19 protein-coding genes are annotated in these 22,798 nt (G+C 66.8%); 16 read left to right on the forward strand and 3 right to left on the reverse strand.

What is annotated here, in order from left to right:
• The first annotated feature begins 130 nt into the window (after positions 1-130).
• Positions 131-757: a VOC family protein gene (locus tag DBO33_RS34280; RefSeq protein WP_107658738.1), complete on the forward strand. Its 627-nt coding sequence runs from the start codon at positions 131-133 to the stop codon at positions 755-757.
• Positions 758-966: 209 nt separating this feature from the next.
• Positions 967-2,472, forward strand: coding sequence for a SulP family inorganic anion transporter (locus DBO33_RS34285; RefSeq protein WP_107658739.1), 1,506 nt, complete (start codon positions 967-969; stop codon positions 2,470-2,472).
• On the opposite strand, the gene DBO33_RS34290 is transcribed toward DBO33_RS34285, so the two are convergent.
• Together DBO33_RS34290 and DBO33_RS34295 are read right to left on the reverse strand one after the other, a co-directional pair.
• On the reverse strand, positions 2,450-2,932 hold the full coding sequence (locus DBO33_RS34290) for a DUF1772 domain-containing protein (protein WP_199856840.1): 483 nt from the start codon (positions 2,930-2,932) through the stop codon (positions 2,450-2,452). The genes DBO33_RS34285 and DBO33_RS34290 overlap by 23 nt on opposite strands.
• The gene (locus tag DBO33_RS34295) at positions 2,929-3,777 is read right to left on the reverse strand and encodes an SDR family oxidoreductase (RefSeq protein WP_325050771.1); all 849 of its coding nucleotides are present in this window, start codon (positions 3,775-3,777) and stop codon (positions 2,929-2,931) included. The genes DBO33_RS34290 and DBO33_RS34295 overlap by 4 nt, the downstream gene beginning before the upstream one ends.
• A gap of 349 nt (positions 3,778-4,126) precedes the next feature.
• On the opposite strand from DBO33_RS34295, the gene DBO33_RS34300 reads away from it, so the two are divergent.
• The gene (locus tag DBO33_RS34300) at positions 4,127-4,360 is read left to right on the forward strand and encodes a hypothetical protein (RefSeq protein ID WP_107658741.1); all 234 of its coding nucleotides are present in this window, start codon (positions 4,127-4,129) and stop codon (positions 4,358-4,360) included.
• A 38-nt stretch (positions 4,361-4,398) separates the two neighbouring features.
• Here DBO33_RS34300 and DBO33_RS34305 read toward each other — a convergent pair whose 3' ends face one another.
• A complete protein-coding gene (locus DBO33_RS34305; RefSeq protein ID WP_159080666.1) occupies positions 4,399-4,833 on the reverse strand; it encodes a MarR family winged helix-turn-helix transcriptional regulator in 435 nt (144 codons plus the stop codon).
• Positions 4,834-4,966: 133 nt separating this feature from the next.
• On the opposite strand from DBO33_RS34305, the gene DBO33_RS34310 reads away from it, so the two are divergent.
• The 13 genes from DBO33_RS34310 to DBO33_RS34370 all read left to right on the forward strand — a co-directional run bounded on the left by DBO33_RS34310 (position 4,967) and on the right by DBO33_RS34370 (position 22,775).
• Entirely contained in the window at positions 4,967-5,938 is a 972-nt protein-coding gene (locus DBO33_RS34310; protein ID WP_107658743.1) for an alpha/beta fold hydrolase, read from the forward strand.
• A gap of 402 nt (positions 5,939-6,340) precedes the next feature.
• A complete protein-coding gene (locus tag DBO33_RS34315) occupies positions 6,341-7,369 on the forward strand; it encodes a ParB N-terminal domain-containing protein (RefSeq protein ID WP_107658744.1) in 1,029 nt (342 codons plus the stop codon).
• A 487-nt stretch (positions 7,370-7,856) separates the two neighbouring features.
• Positions 7,857-9,176 (forward strand): lysine N(6)-hydroxylase/L-ornithine N(5)-oxygenase family protein, encoded by a 1,320-nt coding sequence (locus DBO33_RS34320; protein WP_107658745.1) that lies wholly within the window; start codon positions 7,857-7,859, stop codon positions 9,174-9,176.
• Positions 9,173-10,249 (forward strand): NAD(P)/FAD-dependent oxidoreductase, encoded by a 1,077-nt coding sequence (locus DBO33_RS34325; RefSeq protein ID WP_107658746.1) that lies wholly within the window; start codon positions 9,173-9,175, stop codon positions 10,247-10,249. The genes DBO33_RS34320 and DBO33_RS34325 overlap by 4 nt, the downstream gene beginning before the upstream one ends.
• Positions 10,246-12,261 carry a class I tRNA ligase family protein gene (locus DBO33_RS34330; RefSeq protein ID WP_199856842.1) on the forward strand — a complete coding sequence of 672 codons (2,016 nt, stop codon included), beginning with the start codon at positions 10,246-10,248 and terminating at the stop codon, positions 12,259-12,261. Before DBO33_RS34325 ends, DBO33_RS34330 begins: the two co-directional genes overlap by 4 nt.
• Complete coding sequence (locus DBO33_RS34335; protein WP_107658747.1) at positions 12,261-13,748, forward strand: AMP-binding protein; 1,488 nt, start codon at positions 12,261-12,263, stop codon at positions 13,746-13,748. The genes DBO33_RS34330 and DBO33_RS34335 overlap by 1 nt, the downstream gene beginning before the upstream one ends.
• Positions 13,741-14,001, forward strand: coding sequence for an acyl carrier protein (locus DBO33_RS34340; protein ID WP_107658748.1), 261 nt, complete (start codon positions 13,741-13,743; stop codon positions 13,999-14,001). Before DBO33_RS34335 ends, DBO33_RS34340 begins: the two co-directional genes overlap by 8 nt.
• A 1-nt stretch (position 14,002) precedes the next feature.
• Entirely contained in the window at positions 14,003-14,617 is a 615-nt protein-coding gene (locus tag DBO33_RS34345) for a GNAT family N-acetyltransferase (RefSeq protein ID WP_107658749.1), read from the forward strand.
• Positions 14,614-15,654, forward strand: a complete 1,041-nt coding sequence (locus DBO33_RS34350) for a C45 family autoproteolytic acyltransferase/hydolase (protein ID WP_107658750.1) — start codon at positions 14,614-14,616, stop codon at positions 15,652-15,654. The genes DBO33_RS34345 and DBO33_RS34350 overlap by 4 nt, the downstream gene beginning before the upstream one ends.
• A gap of 8 nt (positions 15,655-15,662) precedes the next feature.
• Positions 15,663-16,838, forward strand: a complete 1,176-nt coding sequence (locus DBO33_RS34355; RefSeq protein WP_107658751.1) for an acyl-CoA dehydrogenase family protein — start codon at positions 15,663-15,665, stop codon at positions 16,836-16,838.
• Positions 16,835-20,554, forward strand: a complete 3,720-nt coding sequence (locus DBO33_RS34360) for a type I polyketide synthase (protein ID WP_107658752.1) — start codon at positions 16,835-16,837, stop codon at positions 20,552-20,554. Before DBO33_RS34355 ends, DBO33_RS34360 begins: the two co-directional genes overlap by 4 nt.
• Before the next feature lie 2 nt (positions 20,555-20,556).
• Positions 20,557-21,561, forward strand: coding sequence for an AurF N-oxygenase family protein (locus DBO33_RS34365; RefSeq protein ID WP_234391204.1), 1,005 nt, complete (start codon positions 20,557-20,559; stop codon positions 21,559-21,561).
• Positions 21,558-22,775 (forward strand): CynX/NimT family MFS transporter, encoded by a 1,218-nt coding sequence (locus tag DBO33_RS34370; protein WP_107658754.1) that lies wholly within the window; start codon positions 21,558-21,560, stop codon positions 22,773-22,775. The genes DBO33_RS34365 and DBO33_RS34370 overlap by 4 nt, the downstream gene beginning before the upstream one ends.
• Positions 22,776-22,798 lie beyond the last annotated feature (23 nt).

Genomic DNA, 22,798 nt, shown 5'->3' on the forward strand with positions numbered 1-22,798 from the left:
ACGCTAGTGGCAGCTCCGCGCGGTTTCCACCGCCACCGCAACTGGGTACCCGGTACGTCCGCAACCGGCTCGGCACACCGGTCAGGAATCGAGAAGCGGCGGGCACTACCCGGCACATAGCGTTAGTGCCATGAACACCACCACTGAACAGATCACCATCGACTCCGTCCTCTTGGAGGTCCCCGACGCCACCGCCGCCGCGGCCTTCTACGCCGCCGCGTTCGGTCTGGGCGACAAGCTCCGCTTCCGCACCTCCGAGGCGCCGACCAGCGGTTTCCGCGGCTACATCCTGTCGCTCGTGGTGTCGCAGCCGAGCACCGTCGACAGCCTCATCGGCACCGCACTCGAAGCGGGCGCCAGCACGGTGAAGCCGGCCAAGAAGAGCTTCTGGGGTTATGGCGGGGTCATCCAGGCGCCGGACGGTGCCCTCTGGAAGATCGCGACCTCCGCGAAGAAGGACACCGGCCCCGCCACCCGCGAGGTCGACGATGTCGTCGTGTTGCTCGGCGTGGACAACGTCAAGGCGACCAAGCAGTTCTACGCCGACCGCGGCCTGACCGTGGCGAAGAGCTTCGGCAGCAAGTACGTCGAGTTCGATGCCCCGGCCTCGGCGATCAAACTCGCCCTGTACGGCCGCCGTGCCGCCGCCAAGGACGCGGGCGTCCCCGAGGAAGGCACCGGCTCGCACCGCTTCGCCATCGTCAGCAACGCCACTCCGTTCGCCGATCCCGACGGATTCGCCTGGGAGACGATCTGACCGGCGCTGAGATGTAGGCCACGTCGGGGCCGTCTCGGCTTGCCACTCGGCCATGGGCGGCGAGTACGGTTGTTCGTGCTGAGCGATAGCTGAGCACCGACGCACGGGCAGTGCCGCCTGGCCGGTGCCGCCCGAGATCCTTCCTCGAGGGTCCGTCCTCTCCCCCGACCCGACCTTGCTCGCTCGGTTGTGTCCAGTGGGGCACGATCATGAACGGAGCGCCCCTCGTGACCACCGCGCAACGAACGAGCAGTGCCGAGGGGACTGTCCTGTCCGCACTGCGCAGTCCGACGCGGTTGCGCATCGAGGTATTGGCCGGTCTGGTCACCGCGCTGGCGTTGATTCCGGAGGCCCTCTCGTTCTCCATCCTCGCCGGGGTGGATCCGAAGGTGGGACTGTTCGCGTCGTTCACCATGGCGGTCACGATTGCGATCACCGGTGGCCGGCGCGCGATGATCTCCGGGGCGGCGGGTTCCACAGCGTTGGTAGTCGCGCCGGTGGTGCACGACCACGGGCTGCACTATCTGATCGCGACGGTGTTGCTTGCCGGGGTGTTTCAGATCGCGATGAGCGTGGCCGGGGTGCCGAAGCTGATGCGGTTCATCCCGCGCAGCGTCATGGTCGGATTCGTCAACGCGCTCGCGATTCTGATCTTCAGTGCTCAGCTGCCGCATCTGCTCGGGGTGCCGTGGCTGGTCTATCCGATGGTCGCGGCCGGACTGCTGATCATCGTATTCCTGCCCAAACTCACCACCGTCGTGCCCGCGCCGCTGGTGGCGATCGCCGTGCTCACCGCGGTGGCCCTGGTGTTCGGACTGGATCTGCCCACGGTCGGCGACGAGGGTGCGCTGCCGTCCAGCCTGCCGACACTGATGTTCCCGGATGTCCCCTTCACGCTCGACACCTTCGCGATCATCGCGCCCTACGCGCTCGCGATGGCCCTGGTCGGCTTGCTGGAGTCGCTGATGACGGCGAGCCTGGTCGACGACATCACCGACTCGCCGTCGAACAAGACCCGTGAATCCTGGGGACAGGGCGTGGCGAATATCGTGACCGGCTTTTTCGGCGGAATCGGCGGCTGCGCCATGATCGGCCAGACCATGATCAACGTCAAGATCGCCGGCGCGCGCACCCGCATCTCCACCTTCCTGGCCGGCGTCTTCCTGCTGATTCTGGTCGTCGCACTCAGTGATCTGGTCGCGCGCATTCCGATGGCGGCGCTGGCCGCGGTCATGATCATGGTGTCGGTGACGACCCTCGATTGGCATTCGGTCGCGCCGAAGACGTTGCGGCGCATGCCGATCGCCGAAACCCTCGTCATGGTGCTCACCGTCGTCGTCACCGTGGTGACCGCCGACCTCGCCATCGGCGTCATCGTCGGCGTGCTCACCGCCATGGTCGCCTTCGCGCATCGCGTCGCCCATTTCACCGAGGTGACCCCGGTGCCCGGCGCCGACATCCGCACCTACAAGGTGCGCGGTGAACTGTTCTTCGCCTCCAGCAACGATCTGGTCACCCAGTTCGACTACGTCGGCGACCCGGACCACATCGTGATCGACATGAGCGACACCCACATCTGGGACGCCTCCACCGTCGCCGCCCTCGACGCCATCACCCACAAATACCGGGCCAAGGGCAAGCACGTGGAGATCATCGGGCTCAATCCGGCGTCGCGAGAACGGCATGAACGGCTCAGCGGCCACGTCGCTCGCTGATCCTGTTGCCGCTATCGGCTCGGCTGGGCCGAGACGCGGTGTAGGCCAGGATGCCGAAGGCGAGAATCGCGGCGGTCGTTCGCACGGCGTGCGCGAGCTGCCAGCGGTCCCGCACCTCGGACCAGTCGGCGGGCGGCGACTGGGCGTCCCATGCGAGCTGGTCGGCGTTGATCGGCAGGTTGATCAGCAGCGTGAGGCCGAAGACGAAGCCGAGTAGCGCGAGTGCGGACACAACCGGCCATCGGGTATTCGTTCGGTAGGCCCATACCGCCGTGCTCAGCACCGCGGGTAGCAGCGTGACAACGGCCAGCTTGTCCAGCGAATCGAGCTCGACCAGCCTGACTTGCGTGTAGACCGTGCCATCGAAGCCGCGCAGGGAAAGCTCCAGAATCGCTACGCCGGTGAGGAATCCGGCGAACAGCCCGGCGAACAGCACACTGGCGAAGCGGGCGTAGTTCATGACCATGCCCCCGCGTGATCGGCGACCCAGGTGGCGAAGGTGCGGGCGGGGCGGCCAAGGATCGTGTCGATCTCGGTGCTGACGGTCGCCGGCCGCGCCAGCTCGCGCTGGTAGCGCGCCATCAAGGCCCGAACGAACCGCTCGTCGAGGCCATTTCGGATCATGGCTGCGGCCGCCAGGTCGGCCGGGACCTCCTCGAACCGCAGCGGTCGACCGATCGCCGCGCCGACGATCGGCACCATCTCGTCGAACCTGAGGGCCGCTGGTCCGGTGATGGGGATTCTTCTGCCGAGCAGCGAATCGTCCACTAGCGCACGGGCGATCACCTCGGCGACGTCACGTTCGTGGATCACCGCCCCGGCGAAGCCGGCGTACGGACCTCGGATGGTGTCGCCGAGTGCGACCTGAGCACGCCACATCCCGAGCGTGTTCATCGCAAAAGAGCTGGGCCGCACCGCAACCCACGGGAGGTCGTTGTCCGTGACGGCACGCTCCACCTCGGTGTTACGGTCGCCGTTGCAGCGCGAGGGCTGGTGGTCGGGGTCGTCGTCGACGTTGATCGCCGACATGACGACCACCTTTCGCACGCCCTCGTCGGCGGCCAGGCGCAGGAGTTTTTCGGTATCGTTTCCGGCGGCGCGGGGGTGGACGAAAAGCCCGTGCACACCGTGCATCGCCGATCGAATCGCCTCGGGTGCAACAGTTTCCACGCCACTGGGGAAACCGGCGTCCGCTGGAGCGCGGGTCACAGCCCGAACCTCGACGCCTTCCGATAGCAGTGCTTCGACGAGTGGGCGTCCGATGATGCCGGTCGCTCCGGTCACTAGGTACATGATGAGGTCCATTCGAGAGTCATATAGTACGAGAACCGTAGCATATTGCTCTGGACTTCATATCATATGATCTGCGTAACATCCCGCCGACCTGATGAATTCACTTGAAAGTCAACGTGATCGAGACCGCTCAGCGGCGAACTCACCGAGTCCCGCCTCGACTGATAGCTATCCGCTCTGAGTGGGAGTAAGGTGGGGTCCGTGTGTCCGTGAGTCGAAAAGGTGCCACGGATGTATACCGGTCGCCACGATTCGACCGGACCAGGAGACTCCGATGGCCGCTACGTCGCACCCCGGTGGACCCATCAGTACGCCGCCCCGGAAACGGACACCTCGCCAGTCACTGCGTCTCGAAGCCGAATTGCCCCTCGACACAACCGAATTCGCCGACGTCGACGCTCGCCTGGTCCGCCACCTCTTCGACGTCGGCCTACGCCTGCACCACCTCGAAGAAGTCTTCGACCACCCCGACCCCACCCCCCAGCACTTCCGCACCGCAGGTGCCCAGGTCCAAGAACTCATCGACGACCTCGACGGCCTCATCCGCGACACCGGCCTAGCCGTCCTAGCCCGCCTCTCCGGCAAACCCCGCTGAACGGCGGCCGACCAGGATTCAGAGGTGGCCTCGCCGAGTTACGCCGTCCCCACGGCCTTTTCGAGCAAACGGTGGAGCTGCCGACGCTCCCGCAGGGTCAGCCGGCTCATCGGGGAGCGGTTGGTGACGACTTGGATGAGTTTGCGGCGGTGCGCTATGCCGGTCTCGGTCAGTGCGACGACTTTGACCCGGCCATCGCGTGCGCCGGGGCGACGCTCGACCAATCCACGCTTCTGCAGTTTGTCGATGATGAAGGTGATGGTCGAGGGGTCGCAGTAGAGGCGGCCCGCGAGCTCCTTCATCGAGGGCGGGTCGGCGTCGGGATCGAGTAGCCAGAGCAGGTTCGCGGAGGGTTCGGTGAGATCGAGCTCACGCAGCGCGTCCGCCACCGCCGCGCCCAGCTGCCCCGACGCCGCCTGGAACTGGGCGATCAGCTGGTAACCCAATGTTCGCTCGGAGAGTTCGTCAGCCACAACCCCAGCATACGGGGTAGTTTGAAGCTCCCAGTAAACTACTTGGATATTCAAACCTTGACACGGCGCGATCGACGGGTGCATCCTCTCTCAATAAGCTTGGAAGTTCCAAGCAGTTTGATGGGAGTGGACCATGTCGGCAACACCATCGAAAATCGCGCGCAAGACCCTCGTCGTCGCCGCTCTCGCGGTCGCCGTAACAGCTTCCGCCGCAGTCGTTCCCGCGACCGCGGACCCACTTGCCGAGCAGCCACGGCACAGCTTCGCCGAATACCAGGGCATCCCCATCTCGATCTATGAATACGGGCCCAGCGCGGACCAGGCGCCTACCGTCGTCACCACCGGTGGCTGGCCGGGAGACTCGACGATCTTCGAAGACGCCGCCCGCGCACTCGCCGGCAAATACCACGTCGTCCGCTACGACCACCGCGGCGAGGGACTGTCCGGACACGACCTCGACGATCGACTCAACAGCCTGGAGAACCTGGCCGGCGAATTCGGCGCGGTCATCGACCAGACCGCCCCGGGCCACGTGGTACACACCTACACCGAAGGCTGGGGCTCCTACATCATGTCCGAATACGCCTTCCGCCATCCCGGACGGATCGCGTCACTCAGCTCCATCGGCGCACCCAGCCTGGACCTGGAGCACTACGCGGTACTCGAATCCGGCCGTGACCCAGCACAACTCGTGCAAGCGGTGCCCGAACTGAGCTATTTCGCCGCGATGTCCACCCCGATCCTGCCCGAACTCTTCGCCGGAACCGGTTTGGACCAAGCGGCTTTCAGCGCCGCTATCGCCCTCGGCGGGGACGAACCGATCAACCTCACCCAGGCCGATCTGGTCTCCGGAGTCTCGATCTACCGCGCGAACATGCCCACCCGGCTGGCCACCACACCCGCCTACGACTACCTCGAAGTTCCGGTACTTCAAGTATTCCAATCCCCCGACGACGCCCCCTATCTCATCGACGGACTCGACAAACGCACCAACAACCTCTGGCTGACCGAAACCCAAGGCAGCCACGCCAACTTCGGCCACACCTCCTGGCCGGTGATCAGCACCGAACTGGACAAAGCAATCACCACCACCGAACCCCACTAGCCGACTCGCAACCGGAGAAGCTCATGAACGCACCGGCCGTGTTGACTGGAACAGGAATCGGGCGCGCCGGGCCTCCGGTATACCTTCGGGAATCCCGTCGCAGATGCGCCACTCCGTACCCCCTAAGTGATTCCATGCGGTAGCTTTCAGAGTCGGTGTGTCGTCCCGAGTGGGGCGTCGCCGGAGGGGTTGTCGGGGTTGCGGCGATGCGGAAGGGGGTCGTGATAGAGGGCGATGACCTGCATGGGCGTTGTGATGCGGTACCCCCGATCGGGGGAGCCAGGGTGGCGGCGCCGCTAGTACCCTGAAGTGGGACTCGATACCGGATTGCCTGCGCCGTGGCCGTGACTGCACTTGGCTGCGCGGCGTATCGGAAGCATGTGAAACCCGGGAGGGGAATCTATGACCAGTGGGGGCAATGCCGGTTCGTCCCGGGCGGGAACACTCTCCGCACCGAACTTCACGGGCTCGCCGTCGTACTGTTCGAAGATTGTCGAACTGCCGATCGGTGAGCTACTGCCATCGGATTCGCCACCGCGCACGGCGGGCGAGAACACCGATCACACCCGCATACTCGCCGAATCGTGCACCGCGCTGGCGCCGATCGTGGTGCGCCGCGCGACGATGCAGGTTGTCGACGGCTGGCATCGACTGTGCGCGGCTCGGCTGCGCGGTGAAAAGACCATCGCCGCAGTATTTTTCGACGGCGGACCCGAGGAAGCGTTCGTGCTGGCGGTCAAGCTGAATACGGCGCACGGCCTGCCGCTGTCGCTGGCCGAGCGCAAAGCCGCCGCGCTCCGGATTCTGCTGTCGTATCCGGACTGGTCGGATCGAGCGATCGCCGCCATCGCGGGGGTCTCGCCAAAGACCGTCTCGGCCATCCGAAGGCGGTCGACTGTGGAAGTTCCACAGTCGACCGGTCGGATTGCTCGCAACGGCGTCCGGCATCGGTCCGGGCCGCAGGGCCGGCAACGCGCCGCCGAGATGTTCACTGCCGACCCCACCGCCTCGGTGCGGAAAGTAGCTGTGGCAGCGGGCATTTCGGTCACCACCGCCAAAGATGTGCGCAAGAGACTGCACTGTGGCGAGAATCCGGTGCCACTGCGCCGCTCGGCGCGGCGTTCGACGGCCACACCCGAACCCGCCGAGCGGTCCGATACCCAAACTCAAGCTTCGCAGCGGGTGATCACTGCGGAGATGCTGCAGCAACTGCGCAAAGATCCGTCGCTGCGTTTCTCCGAAACAGGCCGAAAACTGCTGCGGTGGCTGGAGTTTCCGTTCGATGACGACATCGAATGGGACGACGTCGTCGGCAATGTGCCAAGTCACTGCGCGCCGCGCGTCGCCGAACTCGCCCGACGACGCTCCCAGGACTTGCAACGCCTGGCACAGCGACTCGAACAGCACACCCGCGGCGCCTTCTCCGCGTAATAGCCCTCGATGGCCGAACCCGGCCGCTCGTTCGAGCAACCACGTGCGCGTCGAAAAGACTGGCATGCCGCGCCTTCCGCTGCCCAGCCATCGGCGCGGCAGCGGCACAAGCGTTAGCACAAGAGGAGACTTCAGCGGCCCCGACAGCTTCCCATCGGTCGTTGCTCAACCCCAAGATTACGCCTTCGCCGCCGCATCCCAAACCCCTACCGCGCCAACCGCTTAGGCGATCACACCCACCATCGTCAGCGTTGCACCGAACTCCGGCAAAAACTTTCACCGTTCTTGTGCACGCCTCCCCCACCCGCTAGCGTTGAGTTCGAGGATATTACCGCGGATTCTGAAGTGGTAAACAGGGCTCCAGCTGATCGACGGGGGTTCTATTCATGCAGCAAAGCCGCCCACGGGGGCGAGTATTGCGAATTCGCAACCGACGATTCCCTCGGTATACCCACCGAGGGACTGGCCCCGAGGGGCAGGAGGCGTAATGAGCCGGAGCTCGCTCACCGACAATTGTGAACATTACCGATGTGTGGGCATCGGTATCGGACCAGCAAACTTGAGCCTGGCCTCATTACTGTACGAACAGCCGGACGTATCGAACTGTTTCTTCGAGAAGCGGCGCGACTTCCGTTGGCACGACGGGCAACTCCTCCCCAACACCTCCCTCCAGGTCTCCATGCTCAAGGACCTGGTCAGCCTCTCCGACCCGACGAACCGCTTCTCTTTCCTGTCCTATCTCCATGCTCAGGGCCGGGTCTACCACTATCTCAACGCGCAATTCGATGCGGTACCACGCAGCGAATTCCGGAACTACCTCGAATGGGTCAGCTCGAAGAACGAGAACCTGATCTTCGGCGAAGAGGTCCGTTCCATCGAATTCGATGAGGTCTTCCTGCTACGCACCGGCAACCGTGTGGTGAAGGCCGACAACGTCGTTATCGGAGTCGGTCGCAAACCTTATGTTCCGCCGGTGGCCGAAAAACTGCTCGGGCCGACCCAGTTCCATATCAGCGAATTCGCCGACAAGGCAGTCGGACTCGCGGGACGACGGGTGTGGGTGATCGGCGGCGGCCAATCCGGCGCGGAGGCATTTCTCGAGCTGATCTCCCGTCCGCGCACCGAACTGCCGCGCCGGGTGGGCTGGATATCGCGGCGCCGCAACTACTTTCCGTTGGACGACTCGCCGTTCACGAACGACTATTACATGCCGGGCTACTCGGAGTACTTCGCCGGCCTGCCCGGCGCGTCCCGGGACGTGCTCAACGCCGCCCATGTGCTGACCAGCGACGGCATCTCCGAGGCGACGTTGCGCGAGATATACCAGCGCATCTACCTGCACCACTTCGTCGACGGCGCCACCGATCTGGTCGCCCTGTACCCGAACCGCGATGTGCTGGGCGTGACCGGCGATCCCGACTCGGGCTGGGACATCACCTTCACGCACAACGACCAACCGGGCGTGCACGAGCATGCCGAGGCAGATGTGATCGTCTGGGCAACCGGTTTCCACGCCGACGACATGGAGTTCCTGTCCCCCGTCGCGGACCGCCTGGAGCGCGACCGCGACGAGTACAAAATCGACTCGGATTTCGCCGTGTGCTGGGACGGCCCCGCCGACCGAAACATCTTCCTGCAGAACGGTGCCCGACGGCAGCGCGGCTTGGCCGACGCCAATCTGAGCCTCGTCGCCTGGCGCAGCAAACGCATAGCCGATCGCCTGCGCGGCATGCGATCCGACGACCCGCACGATTCGTTTCTCGAATGGTCGGCCAAAGCGCCCGACGACCGGAGCGTAGAGCGATGACGAACAGCACCGTCGCCGTCGTGGGCGCGGGCATCGTCGGTTGCCTGGTTGCGCGCGAGGTGATTTCGCGCGCGCCGGACACTCCCGTCGTGGTGTTCGACCGGGACGGGATCGGCACCGGAGCCAGCAGACGCTCAGCAGGACTGCACTTTCCGCGCGGCGCAACCGAACGGGTGCGGCAGATGACCGCGTACAGCCATGATTTCTACGCCGGCCTCGCCGCGAAACACCCTGCCCTGCCGATACATTCGCTCGGCATGACCGTGGTGGCGACCGAGACCGCCGCACAGCTCGGTGCGGTCTATCTCGACCGTGCCGCGCTGACACCGACGGAAACGGTGCCCGCCGACGTCCGGTTGCCGCAGGGCGCCCGCGCCTGGCACGGCAACGGATGCCACTACGCCGACGTGCCCGCGGTCGCTCAGGCGGTGGCCCGCGAACTGCGTCCGCACGTCACCTTCCGGGAAGGCGTGCGAGTCACCGCCGTCGAAGACGCGGGCTCCGAGGTGCTGATCCGGCTCAGTACCGGCAAGACGTGCACGGCCGGACGCGTGGTGCTGGCCCCCGGCCCCTGGCTGGCCGATCCGGCATGGCGTGACCTTGTCGCCCCGCTGCACGCGCGCGTCAAGAAGGTCGTCGCGATCCACATCGAGCAGGAGCCGAGACGCGACGACGGCGTCATCGTGTTCCAGGACGAGGACGCCTTCCTACTGCCGCTGCGCCACAGCAGGCACTGGTTGTTCAGCTACACCCACCAGGAGTGGGACGTCGACCCCGACACCGTGTCCGACGGGCTCGACGAGAGCGTTCTCGCCGCGGCCCTGCCCCTGCTGCACCGGTACGCACCCGCACTCGCCGAACGCGCCGCAGGCGGTCGCGTGTTCTGCGACGCCTACAGCGCCGATCGGGAGCCACAGGTGCGCGCGCTCGATCCGGCCGGACGGGTGATCTTCGCCGGTGCCGCGAACGGTTCGGGCTACCGGCTCGCCCCGGCGATCGCGGCCGAGGCCGTCGGCCTGCTGCAACTGGACGGGGCGGCAAGTCAGCCACCGAAGGAGATGAGTCCCGCGTGATCATCAATCGTTTCGACACGGCCGAACTGCACTCCGCATTCGGCATCGACATGAGTTCGATCGACGGCTTCGGCTTCGGCGCCGGTTGGGCCCGGGTCCCGCCCGGTGGCCGGTCCGATCCGCACCAGCACGACGAGACCGAGCTGTTCCTGGTGGTCAGCGGCCACGGCGACGTCATCGTGGACGGCGGGCGGCATCCCGTCGCCCCGGGCATGGCCGTGCTGTTCGATCCGTTCGAGACCCACGTGGTCGAGAACACCGGGTCCACCGAGCTGGTGTTCTTCGACCTGTACTGGCGCGATCCGAGCCGAGCCGCCCGCGCGTCGACCGGACGCAGCGACCGGCGGCGTTTCGGCGAGCGGCCGATCTTCGTATTCTCCACGCCGCCGACTCCCAATGGGGACCTGCATCTCGGGCATCTGTCCGGCCCGTATCTGGGGGCGGATGTTTTCGTCCGGTTCCAGCGGATGAACGGTGCGCAGGCCTGGCACCTCACCGGCAGCGACGACTATCAGAGCTACGTGGTCGAACGGGCCAGGCGCGAGGGCAAGGACCCCGCCGCGACGGCGGCGTATTACAGCGCCGAGATCGCCGAAACGCTGCGGCTGATGGACATCGAGCCCGACCAATACACGGTGACCGATACCGAACCCACCTACCGCGCCGGATTGCAGGCGTACTTCTCCCGCCTCGTGAAGTCGGGATCCGTTGCGCCGCAAGAAGGTAAAGCGCTCTTCGATGCCGCGACGCACGACTACCTGTACGAGGCCGACGTGACGGGCGGCTGCCCCGGCTGTGGCGCCGTAACCGGCGGAAATATCTGCGAGGGCTGCGGCGAGCCCAATTCCTGTGTCGACCTGGCCGATCCGCAGTCGAAGCTCTCGCAGGAGCCCCCGCGCATCGATACGATCACCAGGTTCACCCTCCCGTTGCACGAGTTCGCCACCGAACTCGCGGCACATCACCGGCTGGGCCGCGTTCCGGCGCGGCTGCGCGAACTGGCCGGACGATTGTTCGCCCGCCCTCGACTCGACGTGGCGATGACCCATCCCGCGAACTGGGGTGTGCCGCCCGCCGAGCCCGACGTGGACGGACAGGTCATCTGGGTCTGGCCGGAGATGTCTTACGGCTTCCTGCACAGCATTTCGGCGCTGGGCCGTCGCCTCGGCCGCGACTGGCGGGCGGACGAGCCCGAGCAGGACTGGAAGATCGTGCATTTCTTCGGCTACGACAACAGCTTCTACCACTCGATCCTGTATCCGGTGCTGTACCGGCTGGCCTTCCCCGACTGGCAGCCGGACATCGACTACCACGTCAACGAGTTCTATCTCCTGGACGGCGGCAAATTCTCCACCAGCCGACGGCATGCCGTCTGGGGCAAGGAAATCCTGTCGCCGGACAGCGTGGACGGGGTGCGCTATTTCCTGTCCCGGACGCGGCCGGAGTCGAGGCGCACCAACTTCACTCACGAAAGCTATACGGCCGCAGTACGCGACGAACTGATCGGCACCTGGCAGCAGTGGCTCAACGACCTGGGCCGCCGCATCCAGACGCGATACGGCGGCCACGCCCCGGACGCCGGCATCTGGACCCCGGAGCACACGGCATTTCTCGGTCGCCTGGGCGCGCGACTGTCCGCCGTTACCGCCGCCCTCGGGCCGGACGGGTTCTCGCTGGAGGTCGCGGCTGCGGAGCTGCACGGAATCGTCACCGACACACGCCGATTCGTCGATCAGGAAAGCGCCGTGGCGACGGCTGAGGACTGGTATGACGAGGCCCGTACCGCGGTGGCGCTGGAACTCGCCGCGGCGCGGTTGCTTGCCCACTGCGCCACACCGGTGCTGCCCCGGTTCGCCGGTCGGCTCGGCGCGGCCCTCGGCGAGGAGCGTCCGAACGAATGGCCGCACACCGTGGAACTCGTGCCGGCCGGAACCCGGGTGGACCTGGTGGGCGAGTTCTTCGCCGAACCAGCGGTCGAGGCGGCGGAGCCGGTCGGGGTGGGGAGCGCTTGATGGATTCGGTGATCAACCAGATCGTCACGACGCCGCCCCCGGTCGGCTACCACGCGACCTTCGCGCGGTTGGGTAAGACGGAAACGATCGAACTACGCGAGCTGGCGGCCGGTGCCGAACGCCTGGCGGTTCGGCTCCGCGAATTGGGTGTGGCACAAGGGGATCGGATCGGCATCCTCGCCGCGAACTGTCTGGAGTGGGTGCTGCTCGATCTCGCCGCGCTGCGGTGCAAAGCGGTGACCGCGGGGCTGGAGCCCGGCAAGTTCGAGCCCGACGAGGCGCTGCTCGCCCGCTACGACCTGAAGCTGCTGTTCACCGATCAGCCGTCCACCGCCGCCGGTGTCCGGCCGATCAGCGAGGCTCGCGTGCTCGCCGAACAACCGGCCGACCCCCGGCCCGAGGTCCGGTACGACAGCGCGGAGGCGACGACCCTCAAGTTCACCTCGGGCAGCACCGGCGTGCCGAAAGGCTTGGCGGCCAGCGTCGGCAGCATCGACAGCTCACTGCGCGCCGTCCAGGCCATGTTCGCGCACGGCCCCGGCGACCACCTGTTCTGCTTTCTGCCGCTGGCCCTGTTGCAGCAGCGGTACTGGATCTATTCGGCGCTGTGTTTCGGCCACGACGTCACGGTGAGCACCTATGAAGCCGCTTTCACGGCGATGCGGCAGGTGCGGCCCACCGTCGTGATGGGCGTGCCGGGCTTCTACGAGACCGTGAAACGGCATCTGGCGGCCCAGAGCGATCCGCAGGTCGCGGCCAAGGAGATGTTCGGCGACCGAATCCGCTACCTGTGGACCGGTTCCGCACCGGCCGGCCCGGACATGCTGCGGTTCTTCACGAACCTGAGCCTGCCCATCTACGAGGGCTACGGCATGAACGAGACCTGCATCGTCGCCAAGAACTATCCGGGCGCGAGCAAGGAAGGCAGCGTCGGACGCGTCGTGCCCGGCAAGGAGGTGCTGTTCGACGCCGACGGTGTCATCAGTGTGCGCAGCGACTTTCCGGTGGCGCGGCGGTACGAGTACGGCGCGACCGCGCATTCGATGGGCGCGTTCGCCGCGGATGGCACGGTCCGGACCGGCGATATCGGCTACCTGGACGAGGACGGCTTTCTGTATATCCAGGGGCGCGCCGACGACGTGATCGTGCTGGCGAACGGGAAGAAGATCATCGTCCGGCCGATCGAAGAACGCATGGCCGCGAGTCCGGCGATCGAGCACTGCGTGCTGTTCTGCCCGGCGCAGACCCAGCTCGTCGCGGTCGTCTCGCCGACCAGCGAACCCGCCGATGACGCGGCGATCGCCGAACACCTCGAGCGCACCAACCAGGAGCTCGAACGCGATGAGCGCATCGCCAGAGTGGTGATCGCGCAACCTCGGTTCAGCATCGAAAACGGACTGCTCAGTTCGCAATACAAACCGAAGCGTCGGCAGATCCTCGAGCAGTATCGACGGGAAATCGGCGAGAAAGGACGAACACATGCCTGATCTGGAAAAGGCCGTGCACGACAACTTCCGGAAGGTGATCGCGTCGAACAACGCACCCGGTGCACTCGATCCGGATCTCGACATGGTCGACGACTACGGGCTCACCTCGCTGAACAAGGTCCTGTTCCTGACCGCGGTCTGCGACGACACGGGCATCTCGCTGGCGAGCTTCACCGAGGAGGACGTGGCCGCCATGCGCACCCTGCGCGATGTGACGGCCGCGCTGTCCCGGCACTCCGAAAGTGCGGTCTGACATGGGATGGGCTGAGCTGGCGCCCGCGCGGCTGGAGAACGACCACGTCCTGCTCCGGCCGATCGAGCCGACGGACCGGGCGGCTTTGTGCGCGATCGCGCTCGATCCGGATATCTGGCGGTACTTCGTCTCGCTGGTGGAGACCGAAGCCGACTTCGACGCGTTCTTCGATGCGGCACTGGACGATCAGCTGGCCGGGCGCCGAGTGGTCTTCTACATCATGGACAAGGCCAGCGGCCGGGCCGCGGGCAGCATGAGCTACGGGAACATGGCCGAGCGGGACGGCAGGCTCGAGATCGGCTGGTCCTGGCTCGGCCGGGACTTCCGCGGCAGCGGGCTCAACCGGTGGGCGAAGTACCTGCTCCTGGAACACGCCTTCGAGCGACTCGGCGCGGAACGGGTGGAGTTCAAGACCGACGTACTCAATGAGCAGGCCCGCCGAGGTCTGCGCAATATCGGAGCTGTCGAGGAGGGCGTCCTGCGCAGCTTCAATCCGATGCCCGGGGGTCGGCGCCGAGACGCCATCTTCTACAGCGTGCTGCGTGGCGAATGGCCCGGCGTCAAAAGCAAACTGGCGGCATATCCGAAGGTGCAATTGGCGGGCGCCGTCGAATGAGCGCGGTCCTGCGGACTCCGTTCGTCCGAGCCGAGGGTGATTCCTTCGCCCTCGGCTATCAACACGGCCAGGCCAGAGCCGCCGACCTGCGGGCCTTCCTGGACGACGGATTGTGCCGGCTGAACCGGATCCTGCCCGAGCCGGTGTCGCTGCGGGAGTTACGGCCGACGATCGACGCCTACCTGGCCGAGATCTCCGCTGCGACACCGGATCTGGCCGAGGAGATCCGCGGGCTCGCCGCCGGCGCGGACATCGACCCGTACGAGGCGGCGTTGCTGCAACTACGCCGGGAAATTCTCGGGTACCAGAAGATTCCGACCGCCGGGGACTGCACCACCTACGCGCTGGCCGGTGCCGAACCCGTGCTGGCGCAGACCGTCGATCTCAACGGCAATCTGGACGATCAGATCAGTGTGTTGGAGATCGCGCGGGCCGGGACATCCCGGCGCGTCCTCGTGCTCAGCTTCGGCGGCCTGCTCGGCTACCTCGGTCTCAACAGCGACGGGCTTGCGGTCGGGTTGAATCTCGTGCTCGGTGGCACGTGGCATCCGGGTGTGCCGCCCTACCTCGCCATCCGGCATCTGCTCGACAACGCGGGCTCCGTCGAGGAAGCGGTGCGCGTATTGCGGAAGCTGCCGCTGGCGAGTTCGCGCAACATCGTATTGTGCGACAAGGACACTGCCGCCTATGTCGAGGTGCTCGACTCGGATTTCCGGGTCGATTACGGCCTGAATACCGCGCACACCAATCATTTCCTGCATCCCGACCTCGCGCCCCGGGACGAGATCAACGTGTTCGCCCGCAATTCGTCGGTCCGCAGGCTCGAGCAGTGCCGGACCCGGCTCGCCACCGTGCCCGCCGATCCGGAAGACCATTTCGCCGTGCTGTCCGCACCGCCGATCAACGTCACGGACAACGGTGACATTCGTCGCGAACGCACCGTCGCCGCCGTCGTGCTGTGTCCGGGTCGCGGTCGCCTGCATCTGCGGCCGGGTGACCCCGCGGTGAACGCCACCGAAATCTTCACGCTGTCCTAGGAGCAACGATGAGCTTCGATGCGGGCATCCTCGCCCTCCCCTTCTACGAGCCGCGACATGTGCAGCGCGCGAGGCAGATCGAGAGCTGGTGCGCCGAGCACAGTGAGTTGTGGGACGACCCGGCCGACCCTGATGCGACCGGGCTGAGAATCCTTCGGGCGCTGGGTGAACACGGCTGGCTGGAGGCGCTGGATCCCGCTGCGGGACCGGAAGGCTCGGCGGCAGGCGACTGCCGCTCGCTGTGCCTGCTGCGCGAGGCGCTGGCCTACGCCGACGATCTCGCCGACTTCGCCTTCTCGATCCAGGCCCTGGCCGCGACGCCGATCGTGCGGCACGGCACCGAAGAACAGCAGCGGCGTTATCTGGCGCCGATGGCGAAGGGCACCCTGTGCGGCGCGTTCGCTATCTCCGAACCGGAGGTCGGTTCGGACGTCGCGGCGATCGGCCTGAAGGCCGAGCGGGTGCGCGATGGTTATGTGCTGAACGGCAAGAAGGCTTGGATCGCCAATGGTGGTATCGCGGATCTGTTCTGCGTCATCGCGCGGACCGGCGAGGGCCCAGGCGCACTGGGCTTGACGGCGTTCCTGGTGCCTGCGAACACCCCGGGACTGACGGTGGGGCAACGGGTTCCGCTGATCGCCCCCCGTTCCTTCGCCGATCTCGAGTTCGTGGACTGCCACCTGCCGCAAGACACCGTGCTCGGCAGGCCGGGCGGCGGTTTCGTGATCGCGATGGAAGTACTCGAACGGTTTCGGATGACCGTGGGCGCCGCGGCGATCGGGTTCGCGCGCCGGGCCACCGACGCCGCGCTGACCCACGCGAAGAACCGGTCGATGTACGGCGCTCGGCAGTTCGACCTGCAACTCGTGAAGGCGACGTTCGCGGAGATCGAGGTGGAGTTGAACGCCGCGGCCTTGCTGGTGGCCCGCGCCGCATGGGAGGCCGACCGCGGCGATCCGGCGGCGGCGAAACACTCCAGCATCGCCAAGCTGTACGCCACCGAACACGCGCAACACATCGTGGACGCCTGCGTGCAGGTCTTCGGTGCCGCGGGACTGGTCGCCGACAGCGTGCCGGAGCGGCTGTACCGGCAGATTCGGTCGCTGCGCATCTACGAGGGCACCTCCGAGGTGCAGAAGCTGATCATCGCGGGCTCGCTGGGCGGCCGGGGGCGGGCGAAATGAGCGCGTTCCTGTCGCGGCCGCCCCGCCGCTCGGCGCGGGTGCGGCTGTTCTGCTTCCCGCACTCCGGCGGCGGCGCATCGGTTTTCCGTGGCTGGCAACAGGAGCTGCCGGGTTGGGTGGACGTGCTACCGGTGCTGCTGCCCGGACGGGAGGAACGCGCGGACGAGCCGCCGCTGGCCGATCTGGACGCGTTGACCGACGCGGTGGTCGACGCGCTCCGTCCACATCTCGACGCGCCCTTCGCGCTGTTCGGGCACAGCCTGGGCGGCCTGCTGGCATATCGGGTGGCGCTGCGGCTGCACCGCGACGGCGCACCCGCCCCGGTCGCGCTGCTGGTAGCAGGTCTGGCGGCACCGCACCGGCTCACGCCGGACCCCATGCACGAACTGCCCGACGACGAGCTGCTCGACCGGATCTTCGAGATGGGCGGCACCCCAGCGGAATTGCGCGATGAGCGCGATCTGCTGCGCGCGGCGCTGCCTGCGTTGCGCGCGGATGTCACGATGTTCTCCACCTACCAGCATCGGTCCGCCGCGCCGGTGGAGTGTCCGGTCGTGGTGTTCAGCGGCCGGGACGACACTATGGCCGCACCGGACGATGCCGACGCATGGGGTGAACTCGCCGACGAGACCGTGCGAACGCGCGTATTGCCGGGCGGCCACTTCTTCGTCCGGACCCATCGCCGCGAGTTGACCAGGATGATCACTGCCGAGTTGCGCCGCGTCCTGCCGCCGGTCGACCGGCCACGGTCGGCCGGCGTCCCGGAGCCCGCCCGACGCGGGCGCATCGAACCGGTAGCCGTCGTAGGGATCGGCTGCCGTTTACCGGGAGCCGATGACCCGCAAGCACTGTGGCGGTTGCTGGTCGACGGCGTGGACGCGGTGACCGAGGTGCCGGATCGGCGCACCGAGCATCCCGCCGTGTTCGGCCGGCTGCCCGCGGTGCCGTCCGGATTCCGCCGCTTCGGTGGATTCCTCGACGACGTCGAGGGTTTCGATGCCGCCTTCTTCGGTATCTCCCCCCGAGAGGCCGACCGGATGGACCCGCAGCAACGACTGCTGCTGGAGGTGGCCTGGGAAGCCTTGGAGGACGCCGGGATTCCGCCGACCGCGCTGGCGGGCACGCGCACCGGTGTGTTCGTCGGGCAGATGGGCCGGGACTACTGGGAATTGCAGGCTCGGCAGAGTTCGCTCGACCTGCACGCACTGACCGGCGGCGGGCTGTCCTCATTCCTGTCCGGCCGCATCTCGTTCGCGCTGGATCTGCGTGGCCCGAGCGTCTCGGTCGACACGGCGTGCTCGTCATCGCTCACCGCGGTGCATTTGGCCTGGCAGAGCTTGCAACTCGGCGATTCGGACCTGGCGCTGGCGGCCGGGGCGAATCTGGTGCTGCTGCCCGAGCTGGCCGCCATCTACGAGCAGGTCGGGTTGATGTCGCGGCGGGGCCGCTGCCGGTTCGGCGACGCCGCCGGTGACGGCTTCGTCCGTTCCGAGGGCGTCGGCGTGGTGGTGCTCAAACCGCTGGCGCAGGCCCGCGCCGACGGGGATCGCGTCTATGCGGTGATCGCGGGCAGTGCGAGCAATAACGATGGCAGCGGCGGTGGTTCGCTGGTCGCCCCGGCCCAGGAGGCGCAGGAACGGCTGCTGCGCGACGCACTGGACCGGGCGGGCATCGATCCCGCTGCGGTGGATTATGTGGAAGCCCATGGCACCGGCACCAATACCGGTGACGCCATCGAGTTGCGGGCGCTGTCGCGCGTATTCGCCGGAACGCGGCCAGCGGAGCGGCCCTGCCTGGTCGGCTCGGGGAAGACCAATATCGGCCACCCCGAGGGGGCGGCCGGCATCTCGGGGTTCATCAAAACGGTGCTGAGCCTGCATCATCGGCTGATTCCGGCGAATCCATTGCTTACCGAGCCGCATCCGGTGCTACTGGAGCCGGACACGCCGCTGCGGATGCCGACCGAACCTGTTGCGTGGCCCGAGGATTCGGCTCCGGTCGCCGGTGTCACGTCGTTCGGCCTGTCCGGAACCAACGTGCACGTCGTGCTCACCGCGCCGCCTGTCGATTCGATACCGGACGACGACGATGAGCCGCAGCCCTTGGTGCTGCCCCTGTCTGCGCGCGATCGTGCTGCGGCGCAGGTGCTTACGGCCGCCTACGCGGACCGGCTCGACGGTGCGGATCCGGTCACTGCGCGACAGGTATGTGCCGTCGCCGCGCGTGGCCGGGCTCATCACGAATGGCGGTCTGCGGTGGCCGCGCCGGACGGCGACGGGCTGGCCGAGGCGTTACGAGCCCAGCTGCCCGATGAGGTCACGCAGCGGCCAACCGGTGGAGTCCGTGTCGCCTTCGTCTTTCCTGGACACGGCAGCCAGTGGGTCGGCATGGGCTGCGAACTGCTGAACACCTCGGCTGCCTTCCGCACCACAGTCGAAAACTGCGACGCCGCAATCCAATCCGCGGCCGGTTGGTCACTGTTGAAAGTGCTCGCCGACGACGACGGAGCGGAGCTGGCGAAGACCGCCGTGATCCAACCGGCCGTGTGGGCCATGCAGGTCGCCTTGGCGCAGCATTGGCGCTCCTGGGGCATCGCACCTGATGTGGTCATCGGTCACAGCTTCGGCGAAGTGGCCGCCGCCACGGTTGCCGGGGCCATCGATCTGCCTGTCGCCGCCGAACTCATCTGTCGCCGAGGCGAACTCACGTCGCAGGCGGACGGCCTGGGTGGCATGGTCGCCGTGGCACTGCCGGCCGACGAGGCGGAGGCGGCGTCCGCTCGTTACGGCGATCGGCTCGTGGTGGCCGCGCGCAACAGCCCACGGCTGACCGTCCTGTCCGGCGAAAGCGATGCGCTGGACGGGTTACTCGCCGATCTGCGGGACACCGGGGTGCGCGCCGGGCGGGTACGGATCAACTTCGCCTCGCACAGCCGGTTCATGGATCCGCTGCAACCGCAGTTGATCACCGCGTTAGCCGGGCTGCGGGCCGAACCGGTGACCGTGCCGTTGCGGTCCACCGTCACCGGTGAACGCATGACCGGCCCGGATCTCGACGCACGGTACTGGGCCGACAACCTGCGGTCCACCGTTCGGTTCGCCGACGCGATCACCGCCGAAAACGCCCTGGGGCCAACAGTTTTCCTCGAGATCAGCCCGCATTCGGTGCTGGTGCAGGCCATCGAGCAATGCCTCGGCGACAGTGCCTCCGGTACGGCAGTGGCCGGATTACGCAGGGAGACCTCCGAAACCGCCCGCCTCGCGGAGATCGCCGCCCGCCTCTACACCGCCGGTGTCGATCCGGACTGGACCGGGATCTATCCGACGTTCAGCATTCCGGACGAGATGCCCACCTACCCGTGGCAGCGGCGGCGTACCTGGTTCACGCCTGCCGAGTCGGTGGCTGACCCACCGGTCTACTCGCCGCCTCCCCCCTCGGCACCGGAGATCCCCGCCGGTGGCGGCCTGCTGGACAGGCTGACCGCCGAACTCGGTGCGGTACTCGGCCTTCCGGCGCAACGGATTCCACGCCGACGTCCATTGCGCGACGTCGGATGTGACTCGCTGGCCGCCGTCGAGATCCGTGCCAGGCTGGAACAACGGTGGGGAACCGAGATTTCGTCGAGCGCGGTGCTCGCCGCCAGCGTCGAAGACCTCGCCGACGCGATCACCGCTGACCACCCGGATGCGGGTGGCCGCAGAGAAATGGAGGGATAGCCGTGACTGTGCCGCAATATCCCGGAGGCGGTCCTGCCACGCCGTCGCTACCGGAGCACGACCCCGACGACCCGGTCGAGAACGCGGTGATCAGCAGGCTCACCGGCATCTGGCATCGGCGCGCGATGGTGAAGCGCCCCGAGCCCGACCTCGATGAGCTGTTCGAACCGGCCCGACCCGACTATCCGGAGGGTCTCGTCCCGTTCCGGGAGCATCCGACCTACCGTGCGCTGGACCCCGGCATCAAGGCGCGCATGCTCGGCTGGGGCTGGGTGGCTTTCAACAAACACATCATGGACACCGAACAGCACGTGGTGAATCCGACCTTCGCCCTGGTCATCGAGGACACCTTCGACACCGGCCTCGACATGGACATGCTCACCACCGCCATGACGCAGGCGATGCTCGACGAGCAGTACCACACCCTCATGCACCTCAATGCCAGTTCGGTGATGCGGCGCCGCCGCGGCTGGCGGATGCCCGAGACGGCACTACCGCTCGGGCACAAGGCCGCTCGGCTCCGCCAGCGCATGGCCAGGAGCGAGCAGGGCTGGCAGCGCGATCTCAGCGCCCTCGCCTTCGCCACGGTCGCCGAGATCTCGATCAACTCCTACCTCGATCTGATCGCCGAGGACGACGAGATCCAGCCGATCAACAAGGTCACCGCGACCATGCACAACCGTGACGAGTACTGCCACTCCTCGATCGCCGACGAGGTGGCCAAGGCCGTCTACCACCGGCTCGGTCCGGCGCAACGCGCTCTGTTCCGCGAGGCGATGGTCGACGGGCTGGAGGCGTTCGCCGCGAACAACTTCCCCACCTGGCATCGCATCGTCGATCTGGTCGGCGTCGAGGGCGGGCACGAGATGCTGCGGGAGGTCGAGCACGACACGTCGACCAAGCGGTTGCTGTCCAATTTCAGTGGGCTGCACAAGTTCTGCAGCGAGCTGGACATTCTCGAGGAACTCACGTTCGACTGGTCCACGGTGACGATCGAGGGACAGTGAGGGCCGAATCAGAGGATGACACAACGGCGCTCGCGGCCACATCCGCCGTGGCGGTGCCGATCTGGTTGGTGGCGGTCGGCGTCTCGCTGGTCGCGCTGAATCTGCGGCCGCCCATCACGGCGATCGCGACGCTGATGCCGCAGGTGCAGCAGCAGGAGGGCTTCAACAGCACCGTGGCCAGCCTGCTGGTGGCGGTGCCGATCGCCTGCTGGGTGGGCTTTTCCGGCCTCACGCCACGGATCGGGCGCGAGCTGGGGCTCAACCGCACGATCGGCTTCGCGCTGCTGGTATTGCTGGCGGGCTTCGGGATTCGGCTGCTGCCCGGCGTGGTGGCGCTGTTCGCGGGGACCGCGATCATCGGTCTGGCCATCACCGTGGGCAACGTGCTGGTTCCGGCCGCGATCAAGCGCGATCACCCGGGGCATGTCGGACTGCTGACCGGGCTCTACACCATGTCCCTGTACACCGGGGCGGCCGCGGCCTCCGGAATCACGCTGCCGCTACAGGACGTCACCGGCCTCGGCTGGCGTGCGACGCTGGGTTTGTGGGCGGTGCCGGTTGTCGTCGCCTGGTTGGTATGGCTGCCGCAGTTGCGCGTCCGCAGCGACGTCGGCGCCGGTCCTGCGCCCGAGGGCGCGCCGCGTAGCCTGTGGTTGCAGCCGCTGGCCTGGGCGGTGACGATCTTCTTCGCTATGCCCGCGTTGCTGTTCTACACCGTATCCGCTTGGCTACCAACGATTCTCGTGGATGCGGGCATGGACGCTTCGTGGGCGGGCGGCATGCTCTCGGTGGCCAATTTGGTTGCCGTTCCCTCGGCGCTCGCCATGTCCATTGTGGTGAACCGGAGCGAACGACAGGTCTGGGCTGCGACGTCGACGGGGGTGGTGTTGGCCATCTCCTTTGTCGGACTGTTGATTTCGCCGACCGGCGGGGCGATCGTGTGGATGGTTCTGCTCGGCGCGGGGTTGGGCGCGGGCACCGCGATCGGGTATTCGCTGCCGCTGCTGCGGTCGCGTGATGCGCAGACGACGGCGAAGCTGACTGCGATGAGCCAGATCGCCGGGTTCGCGCTGTGTGCGGTCGGTCCGGTGCTGGCCGGTGCGCTGCACGATCTGACCCATGCCTGGACCGCTGTGCTGGTGTTGTTGGTGGTGCTGGCAATCGTGCAGATCGTGTCAGGGGCTCGGGCGGGAACACCGCGTTTCGTGTCATGAACCTTGGTGTCGAGAGTCCCTTG

The organism is Nocardia suismassiliense (assembly GCF_900269665.1).
GTDB classification, from domain to species: Bacteria; Actinomycetota; Actinomycetes; order Mycobacteriales; family Mycobacteriaceae; genus Nocardia; species Nocardia suismassiliense.